At 62.0% G+C, this 13,637-nt stretch carries 10 protein-coding genes; all 10 read left to right on the forward strand.

The features are described from left to right. Nucleotides 1-7 precede the first annotated feature (7 nt). The 10 genes from RAMLITH_RS23260 (at nucleotide 8) to RAMLITH_RS23305 (ending at nucleotide 13,636) form a co-directional block, all read left to right on the forward strand. Nucleotides 8-1,057 carry a glycosyltransferase family protein gene (locus tag RAMLITH_RS23260; RefSeq protein WP_168109845.1) on the forward strand — a complete coding sequence of 350 codons (1,050 nt, stop codon included), beginning with the start codon at nucleotides 8-10 and terminating at the stop codon, nucleotides 1,055-1,057. A gap of 121 nt (nucleotides 1,058-1,178) precedes the next feature. Then, nucleotides 1,179-2,447 (forward strand): phenylacetate--CoA ligase family protein, encoded by a 1,269-nt coding sequence (locus RAMLITH_RS23265; RefSeq protein ID WP_168109846.1) that lies wholly within the window; start codon nucleotides 1,179-1,181, stop codon nucleotides 2,445-2,447. Further along, the gene (locus tag RAMLITH_RS23270; protein WP_168109847.1) at nucleotides 2,447-3,730 is read left to right on the forward strand and encodes a lipopolysaccharide biosynthesis protein; all 1,284 of its coding nucleotides are present in this window, start codon (nucleotides 2,447-2,449) and stop codon (nucleotides 3,728-3,730) included. The genes RAMLITH_RS23265 and RAMLITH_RS23270 overlap by 1 nt, the downstream gene beginning before the upstream one ends. A gap of 28 nt (nucleotides 3,731-3,758) precedes the next feature. Then, complete coding sequence (locus tag RAMLITH_RS23275) at nucleotides 3,759-5,933, forward strand: heparinase II/III domain-containing protein (RefSeq protein ID WP_168109848.1); 2,175 nt, start codon at nucleotides 3,759-3,761, stop codon at nucleotides 5,931-5,933. Then, nucleotides 5,930-7,222 carry a glycosyltransferase gene (locus RAMLITH_RS23280; protein ID WP_168109849.1) on the forward strand — a complete coding sequence of 431 codons (1,293 nt, stop codon included), beginning with the start codon at nucleotides 5,930-5,932 and terminating at the stop codon, nucleotides 7,220-7,222. The genes RAMLITH_RS23275 and RAMLITH_RS23280 overlap by 4 nt, the downstream gene beginning before the upstream one ends. A gap of 6 nt (nucleotides 7,223-7,228) precedes the next feature. Next, on the forward strand, nucleotides 7,229-8,530 hold the full coding sequence (locus tag RAMLITH_RS23285; RefSeq protein WP_168109850.1) for a hypothetical protein: 1,302 nt from the start codon (nucleotides 7,229-7,231) through the stop codon (nucleotides 8,528-8,530). Nucleotides 8,531-9,066: 536 nt separating this feature from the next. Beyond that, nucleotides 9,067-9,645 carry a glycosyltransferase gene (locus tag RAMLITH_RS23290; RefSeq protein WP_168109851.1) on the forward strand — a complete coding sequence of 193 codons (579 nt, stop codon included), beginning with the start codon at nucleotides 9,067-9,069 and terminating at the stop codon, nucleotides 9,643-9,645. Nucleotides 9,646-10,051: 406 nt separating this feature from the next. Then, nucleotides 10,052-11,155, forward strand: a complete 1,104-nt coding sequence (wecB, locus tag RAMLITH_RS23295; protein WP_168109852.1) for a non-hydrolyzing UDP-N-acetylglucosamine 2-epimerase — start codon at nucleotides 10,052-10,054, stop codon at nucleotides 11,153-11,155. Nucleotides 11,156-11,747: 592 nt separating this feature from the next. Then, entirely contained in the window at nucleotides 11,748-12,626 is an 879-nt protein-coding gene (locus tag RAMLITH_RS23300) for a sugar nucleotide-binding protein (protein ID WP_168109853.1), read from the forward strand. Beyond that, nucleotides 12,626-13,636, forward strand: coding sequence for a polysaccharide biosynthesis protein (locus tag RAMLITH_RS23305; RefSeq protein ID WP_168109854.1), 1,011 nt, complete (start codon nucleotides 12,626-12,628; stop codon nucleotides 13,634-13,636). The genes RAMLITH_RS23300 and RAMLITH_RS23305 overlap by 1 nt, the downstream gene beginning before the upstream one ends. The last annotated feature ends 1 nt before the right edge of the window (nucleotide 13,637 follow it).

Raw genomic sequence — 13,637 nt, forward strand, 5'->3', positions numbered from 1 at the left:
CGCCATCGTGGTCGACAAACCCATCCTTCAGTACGGCAGTCTTGCCGGTTGGCCCTTCCTCTTGGCCGAAGCGCTGACCCGGCTGGGATATCCATCCGAGAACGTGATTCCGGAGGAAAGGGACGTGCACGACCTGAATCGGCGCCTGCCGCACCATGCGGCCATCAGCCGTACCTCGTCGTCGCGGTCAGTGCGCATGCTGCAGCGCGCGTCCTTCCTCGCCCGCGTCCCGCAGCAGTATTCGCTGGTGCACTACCACGGCAGTCACTTGCTGCGCGGCAGCATGCATCATGTGCTAGAGGGGCGGTACCTCGCGGCCCGCAGCGTTCCAATGATTGTCAGTTTCGGGGGCGGCGACGCGCGCATTGTAGAGATTGCGCGAGCACGCAATCCCTACTTCTATCGCCCGGCGGATCCCGCGCGCGACGAGAGTATCCGCCGCTACCTGCGGTCCGTCGCCCGCTACGTCCCGTACGTAGCGACTGATTGCGAGATGGCCGAGTACGTGACTCCCTTCTTCAAGGACGTGTTCACGTTTCGACAGCCCGTCGATCTCGACCGCTTGCAGCCCATTCCGCTGAACCTCGATCGCCGACCAGTCTTCCTGCACGTGCCGACGGAGCCCCTGGTCAAGGGAACGGAGCAAATCGTGGCCGCGTTCAAGCAGTTGCGGTCGGAGGGGCTCGAATTCGAATTTCGCCTCATCCGGCAGCTCACTCAGGCCGAATTTTTCCGCGAGCTTTCCGCCTGCGATGTCTATGTCGACGAACTGCGCTGCGGCTCCCACGGTGTGACCGCCGTCGAGGCGATGGCCGCGGGCAAGGCGACGGTGACCTACATCCGGCCGGACCTCATCGCCAGGTACCCATCGGACCTGCCGCTGGTCAATGCAAACCCCGACACCGTGCTCGACGTGCTGCGCAGGCTCATCATGGAACCACAGTGGCGCGCCGAGACGGCCGCGGCGAGCCGGGCCTACGCCGAGAAGTACCACGACGCCCGCATCGTTGCCCGGGACATGCTCGACGTCTATCGCCGGGTCGGCTTCGAAGGATGAGACCTGTCCAACGATGAGCCCGATCCACGCACATACGGCCACTGTCGCCGCGGCTATGCGGTCGACACTGCGCAGCCGAGTGCTTCGCTTGGCGGAACATTGGGCAGGACCGCTGTCGTCCGTGCCTGCCTTCGTGCGCATCGGCCCAGGGTATCTGCGCATGCGAAGGAGCATCGCAGAGGCCGGACGGGCGGGGCCCGAGGCATCCCAGGCCGCACTGCTCCGCCGGCTGCAAGCCCTGCTGGAACATGCGTACGGGCGGGTTCCGTTCTATCGCGAGTTCTACGACAAGCGTGGCTTCTCTCCGCGCGAGTTGCGGACGTTGGACAACTGGGACATGGTCCCTGTCGTCACCAAGCATGACCTCCAGGAACATCCCATCGAGGCACGCACCGCTAAAGGCTTATCGGGCCGGACTGCCAACACCGGCGGCACCTCAGGCGAGCCGCTAGCTTTCCTGCTGGAGAAGAATGCTATGCCAGTGGAGTGGGCGCACATGCATGCGATCTGGACGGCGCGCGGCTACCGCGTAAACCACATGAAGCTGCGATTTGGCGGCACCTATTTCCCGGATGGCGAACCATTGCGCTACCACCCCCGGCACAACGAGTACATCGTCAATGCCAATGCCGACATGCAGGTGGTAGTGCGGGCCGTGGCCGCACTGCCGGCGCAACGGATTATCCGGTGGCTGCACGGCTACCCCAGCCTGGTGGCCGAGTTCGCGCACGCTCTGGCCCAGTTGCCACCGGTAACGGCGGCACGCTTCCGTCAGGGGCTCGCCGGTGTGCTGCTGGGATCGGAATACCCCGCTCCGATGTACCGCGAGCCAATCGAGCAGATGCTGTCCACCAACATCATCAGCTGGTACGGGCACAGCGAGATGGCCTTGCTCGCCCACGAGACGGCGCTCGGTCTGTATCGCTCGCTGCCAACGTACGGGTATTGCGAGGCGGTGCCGGCCGCGGATGGCGCGGACCACCGCCTCGTGTGCACGTCCATGCACAACCGTGTGCATCCCTTCATCCGCTACGACACGGGTGACCGGGTGGAGCCGGTATGCGCATCGCGCGGCTCCCTGGTATTCCGCATCTCGGAAGGCCGTATCGGCGACTTCATCGTGGACCGCCAACAACGAAGGCTGGCGCTGACCTCGATCATCTTCGGGCGTCACCACGCTGCCTTCGACGAAGTCCGCCACCTCCAGGTTCGGCAGGACTGCGCCGGACGTGCAACCCTGCTGGTCGTGCCCAGGGTCGCGGTACGCGACGCGGGCGGCTTGCTGCGGGGGTTCGACTTTTCAGGGCTCGACGTCGATTGGTGCGTCGAACTGATTCCGGCACCGGTGCGCACTCGCAGCGGCAAGATCCGGCTAAAGGTCGAGCCCTAATGGGCGCGGGCGGGATCGGGCGAGCCGCGCGTGCGCTGGCCAGGCGCGACTTGCCGCACGTGATATTGGGGAACGCCGCGCAGCAGGCTTTCGGCTTCGCGACGGTGCTGGTGATCGCGCGACTGCTCGACCCCGGGGAGTTCGGCATAGTGCGGGTAGCACTCGCCTACGTGGCTGTGGCCACGGTGGTTGCCGCCGGCGGGCTGACTGCCCCGGTCCTGCGCTACTGCGCCGACAATGCGTTCGACGGCACAGCCCGCCGCGGCCTCCTGGGCCTCGCGCTAAAGCGGATGCTGACCGTGGCGCTCACCACGCTGGGTATCCTGCTGCTGCTGATCGCTGCCAAGCCGGCCGATCCGCTCGAAAGCTCTGTGTTCGGCGCCTATGCACTGCAGCTTCCCGCCCTCGCTGCCACCAGCCTGCTGGGGGTGTACCTGCAAGCAGAGCGCCGGTTCAAGCTGATGGCGTACTTCCCCGTCGCCACGCGCTTCATGGCGCTTGCGGTCACTGCAGGGGCCACGTACTGCCATGGCCTGCCCGGGCTGCTGGTATCGTCGTTGGCGCTCACCTATCTGGCCTGTGTTCCACTGCTTCTAGCGACACGCCCCGCATGGCGGCCGATCGGAGCTCTGCGGATTCCGGCCGATTTCTCCAGCTTGGCGTTCCATAGCGTGACGGGCTCGCTGATTACCGTCGTAGGGCAGTACGCCGACCTGATCCTCCTGGACGTGACCGGAGTCGATAAGGAGCAGGTGGCAGTCTATTCGCTCGCCACTATCTTCTTCTTTTCCGCAGTAGCGGTCGGCGGCGCCGCCCAGGGGATTGCTACCCCGACGTTCACCGCGTTGCTCAACCAGCCCCAGCGCTTCCGCGCGCAATTATTGAAGTGGTCCGGACTTCTATCGGCTGCGGCAATCCCGCTGGCTGCCATCTCCGTCCTGGTGGCCTGGATAGTCGAGGTGTACTTCCTCGGGCCGCGGTACCAGCATCTATCGCTGTTCGTTGGGTTGCTGATGATCAAGTTCTGCCTATGGTGCACCTATGCAATCGGGGGCGCGGCGCTGGTTGGGATCGGCGCCATCCGGCTCGGGACTGGCATCGCGCTGGTGACCACCGCCCTCACGATCGGGATAGGTTATCCGATGAGCGTCCAACATGGTATCTGGGGCATCGCATGGACTCAGGTGTTCGTGGCGCTCGCCTCGACCGTCCTGGTGTGGGGAGCGATATTTGTGGAGATCCGCCGGCTGTTCGAGCGCAAGCAATCCGGCGGCGTGGTCTGAGGCCATGGTGCGCCCCACGATGCCATGGATGCTGCGGAACCTGGCCCGCCGGGGGATGGGACGCTTGCGCCGGGAACTGTCCGTTGCGATAGAGAAAGCGCGTTGCCGCATCGTCCCCACCTTCGTGCTCGCCGGCGCCTGCCAGCCGGCTGACCTGCCGCGGCGCTTTGCAGCATTGGCGGACGGCTCCTTCCTCCTGCGCCCGACCTTCGGCGAAGAGTTCGCCAGGATCATTCGGCGGCAAGCCACCGATGCCCTGGCGCACCGGTTCGACCTGCTCGGATCCGGCCCGGTAATCGTTGCGTACTGCGCGCGCTGCCAGGGGCTCGAAGGCCACCGATACCACGGCTGCCTTCCCGCGCGCGCCGATGCCTGGGCGGCCTTCGACGAAAGCCGCATCAATGCCAGGAACCGTCCGGAGGCGAAGCGGATTTGGGATCTGGTGCAGCCCGCCTACATCCGCATCGACTGGCAGCGCGACTTCAAGTCGGGCTATCGCTGGCATGAACGCACTTGGCACCGCGACATCGGCATCGCGCCCCTGCCGGGGGTCGACATCAAGGTCCCATGGGAGCTGGCGCGCTGCCAGCACCTGCCGGCGCTGGCGCTCGCTTGTCATTTTGCCCGCGCAGGGTCACCAGGATTCGATGCCATCGACCGCTACGCGGCCGAGTTGCGCAACCAAGTTCTTGATTTCATCGCTAACAACCCGCCCGGTTTTGGGGTCAATTGGGCCTGCACAATGGATGTTGCGATTCGCGCTGCGAATCTGCTGGTCGCGCATGACATCGCGTTGTCGGCGGACGTCCGCTTCGATGACGCTTTCGAGGCGGTTTTTGCCGGGAGCATCTTTGCCCACGGACGGCACGTAGTCGCCAACCTCGAGTGGTGGCCGCAGCATCGCGGCAACCACTATCTCGCGAACATCGCTGGTCTGCTTTTCATCGCAGCCTACCTTCCGCACAGCGAAGAGGTGGACGCGTGGCTGGCGTTCGCGGCGCAGGAACTGTTGGTGGAAGTCGCCTATCAGTTTCACGACGACGGAAGCAACTTCGAGGCATCGACCTGCTATCACCGGCTGTCGGCGGAAATGGTGTTGTGGGCCTGCGCGCTGCTCGAAGGGCTCCCGCCGCCAAAGCAGGCAGTCCTGCGGTGCGTCCATCGGTATCGCACGCTGCCACGATTGCAGCCGGTGCCCCCGCTGCCCGAGGGGCCACTGATTCCGGAATGGGTCCGGCAGCGCCTTGCGAGGATGGCGGACTTCACGCGGACCATGACGCGGCCGGACGGTCTCGTCGTGCAATTTGGCGACAACGACAGCGGTCGCTTCATCACTCTTGGCAATATCGAGCAGGTGCGCTGCGCTAACAGTCTGGCTGCCGCCGCATGGTCCCTCGACCATTCGTCGCTGGTCGCCGGCATCGAGGCGCTGCTGGGAGTGCCATCCGATCCAGGGGGCGGCCGCGATCCCGCTGCCTACCTGTTGCGGGTTCTCGCCCGTGCAGACTTTAGCGGCACCCCGGTACGGGCGGCAAGCACGCCGTTTCGGCAACTCGGCGATGAATCGGCCTTCGCGGACTGCAGTGCGCGCCATGGGGCGGCGGCTGCCCGCCAACGTTGGACCACCCGCTTTACCGCAGCGCCGCCCACAGCAGAGCGAGCAGGTCTGCTCACCGGCTTGCAGTGCCAAGCATTCCCCAGGATGGGATGCTACGTGTTTCGCAGCCCGCGCCTGTACTTAGCGATCCGATGCGGCGAGATCGGCATCGCCGGGCTAGGCGCTCATGCGCATTGCGACCAATTAGGCATCGAGCTGGTGATCGACGGCCGCACGATTGTGCGCGACCCGGGAACGTATATCTACACTCCCCTGCCCGAACGTCGCAATGCCTATCGTTCGGCGGCAGCGCATCATGTGCCCCGCGTGGCCGGTCGCGAACCGGCCGACCTTGACCGCGGGATCTTCGACTTGCGTGGCGCAGCCGAAGGCGAGTGCCTGTACTTCGGACCGCTGGGCTTCGTGGGGCGTCACCGGGGCTATGGCGCATGGGTCTACCGGCAGGTCGCGCTTTCTGAAAGCGACGTAGCGGTAAACGACCTCGCCGAGGGCAACCTCGTGCTCACGGACCCGACGCCGGTTGGGCTACCCTTTTCGCCCGGCTACGGCCGGCTGCAATCTCCCGATATGCCCCGTTCGCCATGAAGCTGCTGATCCTGACCTATTCATACTCCCCCGACCTGAACCCGCGAGCGTTCCGCTGGTCGTCGGTGGCTGCTCAGCTCGCGCGCAACGGACACGAGGTGCACGTTCTGTGCGCATCGCGCGGCGAGCAGCAGGAGCGCGAACACGGCGTAGTGATCCATCGAGTGCGCGACTGGCTGATCGCGACGTCTGCACAGCCGGTTAGTACGATGCCGAGCAAGGGCTCTGCCCCAGCGCCCGCAGCATGGCAGGCCAGGTTGCGCAGTCTGGCACGCTCGCTGTGGCGGGCGCTTCGCTGGCCAGACTACGCCTGCGGCTGGATCATCCCTGCCGTCCGAGCCGGTCGTTCCCTTTGTTCGAGCCACCGGTACGACTGGATTATTTCGGTCTCCCACCCGTTCACCGGCCACCTGGTCGGTGCGCTTTTGCGGCCAGCGGCACCACAGGCAAGCTGGATGGTCGATATAGGCGACCCCTTCCATCTCATGCAGGAGCCGTCACCCAACAACCGACGCCTATACGGCTGGCTGAGCCGCCGGGTCGAGGCACACGTCGTCGCCACGGCGGACGCGATCAGCGTCACCACGCCGAGCACCCAAGGCGTCTATGAATCATTCTTTTCGCCGCCACACGGGAAGGTGCGGGTCGTGCCTCCCCTGTTGTCGCTCCCGACGCCGCCGCCCCCGTCGCCTCATGCAGGCGATGGAGTCGTGCGGATTGTGTTTGTGGGCACCCTGTACCGCAAGCTGCGCAGCCCACGGTTTCTACTGGAGTGCTTTTCCGCTCTGCGAGCGGCGCTGCCGCAGGACCGGTTGGAAATGCACTTCTACGGCTCGGTGAACGATTGCGCCGAGGATCTTGCGGCTTATCAGGAAGCCGCGCAAGGGGCGCTGTTCGTCCACGGGCTCGTCGACCGTGCGGAAGTGCTGCAGGCGATGGTCGACGCCACCGTGCTGGTGAACATCGGCAACGAATCCGAGACCCAACTGGCGAGTAAGGTGATCGAGTACATGGCCGTGGGGAAGCCAATCCTGAATCTTGTCAGCTCGTCCCGGGATACGTCACTCGCAGCACTAGCTCAGTATCCTGCGGTGCTGCATGTCTACCGCACTGTGGGGCTGCCCGTCCAGGAGACTGTCGACACCATCCGGGCGTTCGTGCTAGCCAAGCCTGTCGTGCCGGGCGAGGCGGTTGAAGCAGAATTGGCGCGTTACTCAATTTCTTATGTCTGCGCGTGTTATGAAGCCATGCTGCGGCGCCGCGCTGATGCCGGTTTGAATTGCGGTTAAATTGCCGTGAGAACGACACTGTTTGGTCTATTTGCGGTATTCCTGGCCCTGAATGGACTCGCCTCCGTATCCATTCTTGGCATCCCACTGCCATGGCTGGGACTGGCGGGCACGGTCGCCGTGGCATCCCGCTTCCTTGCTGGGCCGCGAAGACTGTATGAGGGGCTCTATTTTCCCGTCTCGCTGCTGCTTGCATGGGCGCTGGTCATCAATCTCTTCAACTGGCCAGAGTTTGGGCGGAACCTTCCGCTGAAGGCTAACACCTCCTACGCGGCCTACGTCATCTTGCGATACCTTACCGTCTTTTCTTTTGTAGCTTCCGCGGTTATCGTGGTGAGGCTGTGTCGGGCTGGCCATCAGCAGCGTGTGATCCAACTTGTTGTGAAACTCGGGACGCTTGTCGCCGCCTATGCCATCTATGTTTATCTCGCGCAGCTATACGGACTGCCGGAGGTTCTTCCCCGTTCGAGGATGGGAACAGGCGGCGGCGAGCAGTCGACGACGTTTACATACGCCTTCCACCGGGCGATCGGATCGTTCCGTGAGCCAAGCCATCTCGCCGAATGGTTGATGGTGCCTTTCGTCCTGTCATTCGCCCACAATCCCAAGCAGTTCGAGCCCCACAAGCTGCTGATGGGTGCCTCAATTCTTCTCACCGGCAGCATGACGGGCATCATGTCACTGCTCATCGGCCTCGGCGTGTCTTACGTCGCCATCTTCTTGCGGCCGCATCGGCCGAGGTGCTCCACAAAAATGGTCGGACGCGCCTTCGGAGGTTTGGCACTGGGTTTGCTCTTAGTGTATGGCGTGGACTTGGCGTTGTCCGGCTTGTTGCTCGACACTGTGGAATTCCGCACCAAGGAGATTTGGTCGGGCGGCATGATCGAGAGCAACCGCAACTACGTCTACGAATACCTCGCCGAAACGGCCTTCCCCTTTGCAGGCAGCGGCCTTGGCAATGCGAACATCGAATTTTCCACGGCGACGGGGAACGACCTAATTGCCTCTTTTCTGAGCCTGTATCTCAACACTCTGTACAGCCTAGGATTTTTCGGTTTCGGTGCGTTGGTATTCCTGCTCGGATATCCGCTCTACCACGTGTTTCGCATAAATGCGCGTAGCCACGGGCCGTCGTTGTTCGTTCTGGTCTGGGCGTATGCTGCTTGGCTAATCGCGTTTGGGGTGCACTCGGAGGAGTTGACCACGATGTTCGCGATAGCCTATGCGCTGCTCTTCTTCAAGCTGTTCCCAAAGACGGCGATGCAGCAAGTCGCCATTGCTCCCGCGACGGGGGGGACAGCATCATGAGGTTGCACGGGCATCTGTCAAGCGAAGTCGTGCCCCACCAGCCCCCGGAGACACGCGGCTCGACGAGGAGTGTCGTTCTCTACGCCCCCAACGTTCACACGGGCGGAGGATATGTGTTGTTGCGCGCGCTACTGGCGGCCTGGCCCGCGCGAATTCCTCTGCGGGCGTTCCTCGACGAGCGGGCGCGTTCTCGACTAGCGCTGGCGGGAGGGGAGAGCGTGTGGTGGGTGGAACCAACAATGGTATCCCGCGGGAGTGCGGAGGTCGCGCTAAACAAAACCTGCCAGACTGGCGACGTCGTCTTATGTTTTCATGGGCTGCCACCGCTGCTGCCGAACCGGGGGCGGATCGTAGTGTTCCAGCAGAATCGCCATTACTTCGGGCGCTCGGCGTTGGCTGGCTTTTCTGCGCGGACAGCGACCCGCCTATGTTTGGAACGCCTGATAGGTCGGCTGCTCCGCTTCCGGGTCGCGGAATATGTGGTTCAGACACCCACTATGGCGCGAGAGCTACTGCTGTGGTACGGCGGAGAACCCGTGGAAAGACCAACCGTACGGGTGTTTCCCTTCGCGGACCATCAGCCCATCGAGGTACCGGGCGATGCCCGTGACCCCGAATGGGACTTCGTCTACGTTGCAGATGGTGAAGCCCATAAGAACCATCGCACGCTTTTGGAAGCTTGGCGTGAGTTGGCCACGCAGGGCCTCAAACCGAGACTGGCACTGACGCTAGGCCCACGCGATGCTGCCCTCGCGCGGGCGGTCGATGCCTTGCGCACTCGGACCGGCGCCGAAGTCTACAACCTGGGGCAGATGTCGCATCATCAGATCCTCCTCCTGTACCGGAGATCGCGTGCCCTCATCTTCCCATCGCTTTTGGAATCGTTCGGCCTGCCCCTGATTGAGGCGGAACAGATCTCCCTGCCAATCCTTGCTCCCGAACGCGACTATGTCCGGGACGTATGCACCCCGGCGCAGACTTTCGACGCGACCTCGGCACATTCGATTGCGAGCGCCGTTCGCCGCTTCCTGGACCAAGCTCACCCTGCGATTGTCCCCTACTCACCCGCAGACTTCTGGGAAGCGTTGCTGGACGGCGTCCCCAAGGATAGCTAATGCATACCTCTGCTTTTCTTGGGACCGGCTTCAAAACCATGGCAATCAAATCTCCCCCCTCGCCGGCTCGGGCCTGCGAGGCGACGCAGGGGCATCCAGGGCTGCCCCCGTTTTCGCGAAGTCTTGACTCGGCGCTCGCCCATGAAGTGCTTTGACGACCCATCCCGTGCAATGCTGATGCACGCGTTCGACAGTATGTTTGCCGCAGTGCTGGATTTCTCCAGCTCATTCGGTTACACCTGCATCCCGCAGTGGCGAGAAATACAACTTCACGCACTGCATTCTGGAGCCCGAGCGGATGGCTGCCACAGCATACTTGTCGTCCCAGTACAAACATGACCATCTTATATACATTTAGCTTGAATTCAGCCGAACGTGGTTGGGCCATTTTGGCGGAGAAAAAAGGGTGAAGTCGATTGACCTCATCGCCGGCGCCCGCCCCAATTTCATGAAGATCGCCGCGATCATCGATGCGTTAGGGGCTGCTGCAGAAACGCAGGGGAGTTCGCTCAGATACCGCCTCATTCATACGGGCCAGCACTACGACCGCGCCATGTCCGGTGGCTTCTTCGAGCAGCTTCGCATCCCCGAGCCAGACTTCAATCTGGAGGTCGGGTCGGGCACGCAAGCGGAGCAGACCGCCGCCATCATGGTTCGCTACGAGAAATTGCTGTTGGAGCAACGCAGCGATTTGTGCCTCGTGGTGGGGGATGTGACCTCGACGATGGCGTGCGCCATCGTGGCTCGCAAGCTGGGCGTGCCAGTGGCTCATGTCGAAGGCGGCATCCGATCCGGCGACTGGACGATGCCGGAGGAAATCAACCGGGTAGTGACGGATTCAATCACCAACTGGTTCTTCACCACCAGCGAAACAGCCAACGCGAACCTGCGCCGTGCCGGGGTGACGGATGACCGCATTTTCTTCGTCGGCAACACGATGATCGATACGCTGCTCACGCATATGCCCCGCTTGCGTCCACCGCTGTTCTGGGACAAGCTGGGGTTGGAGCCTGGTCGGTATTTTGTCGTGACACTGCACCGGCCCGCGAACGTCGATGGCGAGCAGCAGTTGCTGCGCCTGCTGCGTGCGATCGCGGACGGAACGGGCGGGTTGCCGGTGGTGTTCCCGGTACACCCACGCACTGCTAAGAACCTGCGCGCGTTAGAAAACCAGATGCCGAGCCTTCATTACGTAGATCCGCAAGGCTATTTGGAATTCAACCACTTGGTGAGACATGCCAAGGGGGTGATTACCGACTCGGGTGGTATCACTGAGGAAACCACGGTGATGCGTGTACCGTGCCTGACGCTGCGCGACAACACGGAGCGGCCGGAGACGGTGAGCATCGGCACCAATGAACTGGTGGGCGCTGACCCGGTGAATCTCGGCCCAGCACTCGCCCGCTTGATGGCCGGACAGTGGAAGAGCGGCGGGATCCCGGACAAGTGGGACGGCAAGGCAGCGGAGCGGATTGTTGCGCAGCTGTCGCGCTTGCTCGGCGTCCGGTAAGGTCTTTCGCGACCTGTGAGCCCTCCCGGGATTCGCGTTCAAGGCCAAGTTGGCGTGAACAACCTCGAATTTAGCAAGCAAAACCTGGATAACTCGAAACCCTGGCGTACGGAACGAGCAGAAGTACCCTGTCCGCCGCCCAGTGCGGGCCGGTTGTTCATCCGCACCCACACGCTCCATGGTACGAGCGGGCACCATGATTTCCATCATCTTGGTCCCGCGGGGGATGCAGCAGACTTGGCCCAGTGGGTCCACTGATCAACATGTGCGACAAGACATCTCCGCCGGGCGCCCACTGCAGTTCTGTCAGACGGAATACAGAGCCCTTAGTCACGAGCGTTTCGTTCGAGCCGCCTCGCCCGCATGGACAACATTTCGGTCAAGCGGCCTACGAGCTTCTGGCTGCGGGAACCTCGCTGCACATAGGTGATAGGACGATATCGGAAAAGACACAACCTCTGAGGCGAGGGCTGGTGCGGCGCAGACGGATGTTCACTGACGCTCAGGCCTCGAGCACGGCGTGCCACAACAACAGGGCACGCGTAGCCCAGGGAGTCAATCTCCAAGTGGCACGCAAGATCGGGAGGAATTTGTGAAAAAGCGGTGCAGAGTACTGGTTCTGGGCGTGACGGGGATGCTCGGCAGCGTCGTGTTCCGCATATTGGCCGGCACGAATGGGCTGGACGTGTTCGGCTCATCGCGCTCGTCTCGGGGGCCTCAGCTCCCTCCGGAGGGGCATGGGAAGGTCATCTGCGGCATCGACATCGAACGTTCCGACGATCTTGTGGGCGCCATACAGAGGATCCGGCCAGATGTCGTGATCAACTGCGTCGGAGTGGTAAAGCAACTGGCTGCGTCAACCGATCCTCTCACCGTAATTCCGATCAATTCCATCTTTCCGCATAGACTAGCCCGTCTGGCGTCACTGGTTGGTGCGCGCGTGATCCACATTAGTACCGATTGCGTCTTTTCCGGCTTGCGTGGCAACTATTCAGAAGATGATGCTCCCGATGCGCAGGATCTGTACGGACGGAGCAAGCTCTTGGGAGAGATCGATTACGATAATGCAATCACGCTCCGCACTTCAATCATCGGGCATGAACTTGCTGGCTCCAGAAGCCTTCTATCATGGTTTTTGAGCCAAACCAGCGAAGCGCGCGGCTACACCAAGGCCATCTTTTCCGGCCTTCCGACCGATGAACTAGCGCGGGTCATCCGTGATTTCGTCCTGCCACGCCCAGCATTGCGGGGTTTGTACCATGTGTCGTCCGCTCCCATTGACAAGTACTCCCTCCTTAGGCTGGTCGCGGAGGTCTACGAAAAATCAATCAATCTCGTACCTGATGACACGGTGAAAGTCGACCGGTCTCTGTCATCCGAGAGATTCCGACTGAGCACGGGGTACGTGGTGCCAGACTGGCCAACCTTGGTCGGGAACATGCGCAAGCACAACGAAGCGGGGACCGTGTAATGTTCGACAATAAGACCCTGATGATCACCGGCGGAACGGGCTCCTTCGGGAATGCAGTGTTGGATCGCTTTCTCAGGACCGCAGTGAAGGAGATTCGCATCTTCAGCCGCGATGAAAAGAAGCAGGAGGACATGCGGATCGCTTACGCCAACTCCAAACTGAAGTTCTACATTGGCGATGTGCGGGAGTACAACAGCGTCTACGACGCAATGAAAGGGGTCGACTACGTCTTCCATGCGGCGGCCCTGAAGCAGGTTCCTTCCTGCGAGTTCTACCCGATGGAGGCCGTCCGAACTAATGTTCTCGGAGCCGAAAACGTCCTGAACGCCGCTGTCACCCACAATGTCGGTCGTGTTGTGGTATTGAGCACAGACAAGGCCGTGTATCCGATCAACGCCATGGGGTTGTCAAAGGCGATGATGGAAAAACTCATGGTCGCGAAATCACGGCTGCGCTCCGCCGGCGAAACCGTGATGTGTGCGACACGCTACGGAAACGTCATGGCCTCGCGAGGTTCAGTAATTCCATTATTCGTCTCACAGATCAAGGAAGGCAAACCGGTGACGGTCACGGATCCCTCGATGACAAGGTTCTTGATGTCCCTCGAGGACTCAGTGGATCTCGTACTCCATGCGTTCCACCATGCGGGCCAAGGCGATACTTTCATTCAAAAAGCCCCAGCATCCACTGTCGAAGACTTGGCGAAGGCGCTGATCGAGGTATTCGAATCCAAGTCGCACATCAAAGTGATCGGGACCCGGCACGGCGAAAAGCTGTACGAGTCTCTCGTATCCCGTGAGGAGATGGCAAGAGCCGAGGACATGGGCCTCTACTATCGGATCCCAGCAGACAACCGCGATCTGAACTACAGCAAGTACTTCGTCGAGGGCGAAACAAGAATTTCTGAGCTCGACGACTACACCTCGCACAACACCGAACGGCTCCCAGTGCCAGCAGTGAAAAAGTTGCTTCTCCGGCTACCGTACATTCAGGAGCAACTCGGTGCGTAAG

The sequence above is a fragment of the Ramlibacter lithotrophicus genome (assembly GCF_012184415.1).
In the GTDB taxonomy this organism is placed as follows: domain Bacteria; phylum Pseudomonadota; class Gammaproteobacteria; order Burkholderiales; family Burkholderiaceae_C; genus Ramlibacter; species Ramlibacter lithotrophicus.

Bases quoted from the DNA above. Each gene is read 5' to 3' on its own strand.
- RAMLITH_RS23270 (WP_168109847.1), top strand. From the start codon at position 2,447: ATGGGCGCGGGCGGGATCGGGCGAGCCGCGCGTGCGCTGGCCAGGCGC.
- RAMLITH_RS23275 (WP_168109848.1), top strand. From the start codon at position 3,759: ATGCTGCGGAACCTGGCCCGCCGGGGGATGGGACGCTTGCGCCGGGAA.
- RAMLITH_RS23280 (WP_168109849.1), top strand. From the start codon at position 5,930: ATGAAGCTGCTGATCCTGACCTATTCATACTCCCCCGACCTGAACCCG.
- RAMLITH_RS23305 (WP_168109854.1), top strand. From the start codon at position 12,626: ATGTTCGACAATAAGACCCTGATGATCACCGGCGGAACGGGCTCCTTC.